Source organism: Roseovarius halophilus (ex Wu et al. 2025) (assembly GCF_047086965.1).
This window is the reverse complement of the sequence record NZ_JBKOTX010000282.1, coordinates 1-5,321: the sequence shown is the minus strand read 5'-3', so window position 1 is coordinate 5,321 and position 5,321 is coordinate 1. Positions and strand designations below refer to the sequence as shown.

The 5,321-nt window shown below is 66.3% G+C and carries 5 protein-coding genes; 4 read left to right on the top strand and 1 reads right to left on the bottom strand.

The genetic code is table 11. The features are described 5' to 3' along the window. Positions 1-82 (bottom strand): hypothetical protein (locus ACH107_RS29545; protein ID WP_412509288.1); only part of this gene is annotated, 82 nt, incomplete at its 3' end. A 734-nt stretch (positions 83-816) separates the two neighbouring features. Here ACH107_RS29545 and xylF point away from each other — a divergent pair. The 4 genes from xylF to xylB all read left to right on the top strand — a co-directional run. After that, a complete protein-coding gene (gene xylF, locus ACH107_RS29540; RefSeq protein WP_412509287.1) occupies positions 817-1,845 on the top strand; it encodes a D-xylose ABC transporter substrate-binding protein in 1,029 nt (342 codons plus the stop codon). Between the two features lie 125 nt (positions 1,846-1,970). Next, a complete protein-coding gene (locus ACH107_RS29535; protein WP_412509286.1) occupies positions 1,971-3,293 on the top strand; it encodes a sugar ABC transporter permease in 1,323 nt (440 codons plus the stop codon). Continuing rightward, a complete protein-coding gene (locus ACH107_RS29530; RefSeq protein WP_412509285.1) occupies positions 3,293-4,051 on the top strand; it encodes an ATP-binding cassette domain-containing protein in 759 nt (252 codons plus the stop codon). The genes ACH107_RS29535 and ACH107_RS29530 overlap by 1 nt, the downstream gene beginning before the upstream one ends. Before the next feature lie 4 nt (positions 4,052-4,055). Further along, on the top strand, positions 4,056-5,321 hold a 1,266-nt coding region (gene xylB, locus ACH107_RS29525; RefSeq protein ID WP_412509284.1), incomplete at its 3' end, for a xylulokinase.

Sequence of the window (5,321 nt, the reverse complement as noted above, 5' to 3'; positions counted from 1 at the left end):
CGATCAGCACCGGTTCGGGATGCACCTGTTCGGTCTGCGGGCTGTACTGGATGACCTCGCAGATATCGTTGCGATAGATCACCTCGCCCGGCGTGCAGGTCCTCGGTCAACTCGTCCAGCTCGCGCGGGCGGTGATCGCTGGGCCGGGTCGCTGCGCCGCGCTCGATGCCGGCGAAATCGGTGATGACGGCGGTGTGGACATCCTCTGACAGCTTGATGCCAAGCACCCGCCCGCTGTCGGGCACCACCCGCAGGGCGGTCGGCGGGCGGCCCCGGGCCCCCTCGCGCCCGCTGTCACGGGGCGGGTCGGCGATTTCCTCCAGCAGGCCGCGCTGGATCAGCTCTGCCGTCAGCTGGGTGACCATGCCACCCGAGATGCCCAGCGCCCGGGTGATTCCCGATCGCGTGGCCACCCCCTCGGCGCGGACATGCTCGAAGACCTGTTGGCGCAGGGGCGGGGCGCTCTGGCCGCCATCGCGCAGCCGTGGCCCGCATCCCGTGACCGGGGCCGCGCCCGCCATGGCGGTGGGCGGCGCGGTGGGAGTGGTGGCATCATTCATTCAATCACCAAAGATATTACGGTGCCGCACAAGCTTGTTTCTGCGCATTCGCCCGACTTAACGGGTAAAAACCGGCATGAAAACGCGGCACACTGCAAAATGCGGCCCTGGACTCACGTTTAGTCGGCCATGATTTCGGTCGGGTTGTCAATTTTATTTTGACAAGTGAAATTAATCAGGCAAAGTGTGTGCGCAGGGTCAAACGACTCGCGGCTCGCGGTCCATTCGCGAGCGACAGACTGGGAGGAGAAATCCAATGCACAAGTCCATCATTGCCGCCACCGCCATGGTTGTCGGCTTCAGCTCGGCCGCCCTGGCGCAGGACGTCACCGTCGGCGTCAGCTGGTCCAATTTCCAGGAAGAGCGCTGGAAGACAGACGAGGCCGCCATCGTGTCCGCCCTCGACGAAGCCGGGGCCGAGTACATCTCGACCGACGCGCAGTCCTCGTCGTCCAAGCAGTTGTCCGACGTCGAAAGCTTGATCGCCCAGGGCGCGGATGCGCTGATCATCCTGGCGCAGGACACCAAAGCCATCACACCGGCGGTGGACGCCGCCGCCAACGAAGGCATCCCTGTCGTGGGCTATGACCGGTTGATCGATGATCCGCGCGCCTTCTACCTGACCTTCGACAACATCGAGGTTGGCCGGATGCAGGCCCGCGCGGTGCTCGAGGAGCAGCCGACCGGCAACTACGTCATGATCAAGGGCTCGTCCCAGGACCCCAACGCGGATTTTCTGCGCGGCGGCCAGCAGGAAGTGCTGCAGGACGCCATCGACGCCGGAGATATCGAGATCGTGGGTGAAGCCTACACCGACGGCTGGCTGCCCGCCAACGCCCAGCGCAACATGGAGCAGATCCTGACCGCCAACGACAACGACGTCGACGCGGTGGTGGCCTCGAACGACGGCACTGCCGGCGGGGCCGTGGCCGCGTTGACCGCGCAGGGCCTGGAAGGCAGCATCCCGGTGTCCGGGCAGGACGGCGACCACGCCGCGCTGAACCGCATCGCCCAGGGCACGCAGACCGTTTCGGTCTGGAAGGACGCCCGCGACCTTGGCCGCGAAGCTGGTGAGGTCGCCGTTGCGATGGCCGAGGGGATGGAAATGTCCGAGATCGAGGGTGCCGTGGAATGGACCTCGCCCTCGGGCACCGACCTGACGGCCAAGTTCCTGGAGCCGGTCCCGGTGACGGCGGACAACCTCGAGGTTGTCGTGGACGCCGGCTGGATCAGCCAGGAGGCCCTGTGCCAGGGCGTCGAGAACGGCCCGGCCCCCTGCGACTGATCGCGCGGGCCAACTGATACCTCGGGGCGGGTCCATGCGGCCCGCCCCGTTTCCCCGACAGGTGATCCGGCCAGGCCCCGCCAAGCGTGGGCCTCGTGTCGGACGGTTCAGGCGACAGGACAGACATGAGCGACACAGCGACACACGACACGGGCGCGGATGCCGGCGACGGCCCTCCGAAGGGGCAGAAGCGCGGTCTATTCGCCTCTCTCGAACTCGACATGCGCCTGCTGGGCATGATCGGGGCCTTCATCCTCATCGCGCTGATATTCAACATTCTGACGGGCGGGCGCTTCCTGACGCCGCGCAACGTGTTCAACCTGACGATCCAGACCGTCAGCGTGGCCATCATGGCCACGGGCATGGTCTTTGTCATCGTCACTCGGCACATTGACCTGTCGGTCGGCTCATTGCTGGCGACGACCTCGGCGGTCATGGCCATGCTGCAGACCGAGTGGTTGTTGCAGATCTTCGGGTTGCCGCTGGGACATTCGGCGCTGCCCTGGCTGGCGATCGCCGGGGGCCTGATCGTCGGCACTGCGATCGGGGCCTTCAACGGCTACCTGATCGGATATCTGACAATCCCGGCTTTCATCGTGACGCTGGGCGGGCTGCTGATCTGGCGCAACGTGGCCTGGTACACGACAAGTGGCCAGACCATCGGCCCGCTGAACGAGACCTTCGAGAAGTTCGGCGGCATTTCCGGCACGCTCGGTACCACCTGGTCGTGGATATTCGCTCTCGTCGCCGCGGCGGCCGCGCTCTACGGGCTTTGGTCCGCGCGGCGCACAAAGCAGGGGCACGGTTTTTCGGTCAAGCCGCTTTGGGCCGAGGGCGCGGTGGGCGCGCTGATCGTGGCGGCGATCTTGGGCTTCATCTGGATGCTGAACTCCTACGAGATCCCGCAGCGCGTGCTGGAGCGCGACTTCGAGGCCCGCGGCGAGGTTCTGCCCGAAGGCTATACCGCCGCCTATGGCTTGCCGATCTCCGTACTTTTGTTGATCGTGGTCGCGCTTGTCATGACCGTCGTCGCCCGGCGCACACGGCTCGGCCGCTACATCTTCGCCACTGGCGGCAATCCCGACGCGGCCGAGCTTTCGGGGATCAACACGCGGCTTCTTACAGTCAAGATCTTCGCGATCATGGGCTTTCTCTGCGCGCTTTCGGCTGTGGTGGCCTCGGCCCGGCTGTCGTTTCATTCCAATGACATCGGCACGCTGGACGAGTTGCGCGTGATTGCCGCCGCCGTGATCGGGGGGACCGCCCTGTCCGGCGGGATCGGCACCATCTACGGGGCCATCCTGGGCGCGCTGATCATGCAATCGCTGCAATCGGGCATGGCCATGGTGGGCGTCGACGCGCCCTTCCAGAACATCGTGGTGGGTGCCGTGCTGATCCTGGCCGTGCTCATCGACATCATCTACCGCAAGCGAACAGGAGATACCTGATGGCCGAGACACCGCTGGTCGAGCTTAACGACATCTCCATCGCCTTTGGCGGCGTTCAAGCCGTCGATCATGTCAGCGTCGATCTCTTCCCCGGCGAGGTCGTGGGCCTGTTGGGCCACAACGGCGCGGGCAAGTCCACATTGATCAAGTGCCTGTCCGGGGCCTACCGGATGGATTCCGGTGAAGTGCGGATCAACGGCGAACGGGCCGAGATCAACAACCCCCGCGACGCGCGTGCCTACAACATCGAGACGATTTACCAGACGCTGGCGCTGGCCGATAACCTCGATGCTGCCTCGAACCTGTTCCTGGGGCGGGAACTGACCACCTTAACGGGCCTCATGGATGAGGGCGCGATGGAGGCCGAGACCCGCAAGGTGATGGGGCGTTTGAACCCGCACTTCCAGAAATTCTCCTCGCCGGTTTCGGCACTGTCGGGCGGACAGCGGCAATCGGTGGCCATCGCCCGCGCGGTCTATTTCAACGCGCGGATCCTGATCATGGACGAACCCACCGCGGCCCTTGGGCCGCAGGAGACGCGCATGGTGGCCGACCTGATCGAAGAGTTGAAAAAACAGGGCCTGGGGATCTTCCTCATCGACCACGATGTGCACCAGGTCAAGGAACTGTGCGACCGTGCCGCGGTGATGAAGAACGGCAAGCTGGTCGGAGACGTTGTCAAGGTCGATGATGTGACCACCGATGATCTTCTGGGCATGATCATCGCGGGCAAGGCCCCCGAGGGCGTGGCGGCCTGATCCCATGACCACCTTTCTAGGACTGGACCTTGGGACATCGTCGCTCAAGGCGATCGTGATTGATGAAAACGACGCGCTGCTGGCCGAGCACAGCGTCCCGCTGACCGTCTCGCGCCCCCATGTCGGATGGTCCGAGCAGGACCCCCGCGCCTGGGAGGCCGCCGCCGAGGCGGCCATCGCCGCCGTTGCCGCCAAGACCGATTGCAGCGGGCTGACCGGGATCGGGTTGTCGGGTCACATGCATGGGGCCACGCTGCTGGGCCGGGACGGGGCGCCGCTGCGGCCCTGCATGATGTGGAACGACACCCGTGCCGGGGATCAGGCCGCGCGCATGGATGCTGATCCGCGTTTTCGCGAGATCACCGGCAACATCGTCTTTCCGGGTTTCACCGCGCCAAAGGTGGACTGGGTGCGCGAAACCGAGCCGGAGGTCTTCGACAAGATCGACAAGGTTCTGCTGCCCAAGGACTACCTGCGCTTCTGGCTGACGGGCGAGGCCGTGTCCGAGATGTCGGATGCCGCGGGGACAAGCTGGCTGGACACCGGCGCGCGCGACTGGTCCGACGATCTGCTGGCCGCCTGCCAGCTGTCTCGGGGGCAGATGCCGAGCCTTGCTGAAGGCTCCGCGGTCACGGGCACCCTGCGCGCCGACCTGGCGCACCGCTGGGGCCTGCCGCAGGTGCCTGTCGCCGGCGGGGCCGGAGATAATGCCGCTGCCGCCATCGGGGCAGGTGTCGTGCGGGACGGCCAGGCCTTTCTGTCGCTGGGCACCTCGGGGGTGCTTTTCGCGGCCAATGCAGGCTATCGCCCGGACCCGGCCAGCGCCGTGCATGCCTTCTGCCACGCGGTCCCCGGGACCTGGCACCAGATGGGCGTGATCCTGGCCGCGACGGATGCGCTGGAATGGCTGTCGCGCCTGACCGGGCGCAGTGCGGCCGAGCTGACCTCCGGGCTGGGTGACCTGCGCGCGCCGGGCCGGGTGCTGTTTCTGCCCTATCTGGGTGGCGAGCGCACACCGCACAACGACGCCCACATGCGGGGCCAGTTTCTGCACCTCGACCACGCCACCGACGCCACCGAGGCCGCTCGCGCGGTGCTTGAGGGCGTTGCCCATGCCTTTGTCGACAACCGCGATGCGCTGGCGGCCACGGGCACGCGGATATCGCGCGCGCTGGCCCTCGGCGGGGGCGCACGCTCGGCTTACTGGCTCGATTTGCTGGCCTCGGCGCTGGGCGTGCCGCTGGACGTGCCGCAGGCCGGGGACTTCGGC

Excerpts from the sequence above, each read along its gene's own strand:
- ACH107_RS29530 (WP_412509285.1), top strand. The coding sequence starts at position 3,293 with ATGGCCGAGACACCGCTGGTCGAGCTTAACGACATCTCCATCGCCTTT.
- xylF (WP_412509287.1), top strand. The coding sequence starts at position 817 with ATGCACAAGTCCATCATTGCCGCCACCGCCATGGTTGTCGGCTTCAGC.
- ACH107_RS29535 (WP_412509286.1), top strand. The coding sequence starts at position 1,971 with ATGAGCGACACAGCGACACACGACACGGGCGCGGATGCCGGCGACGGC.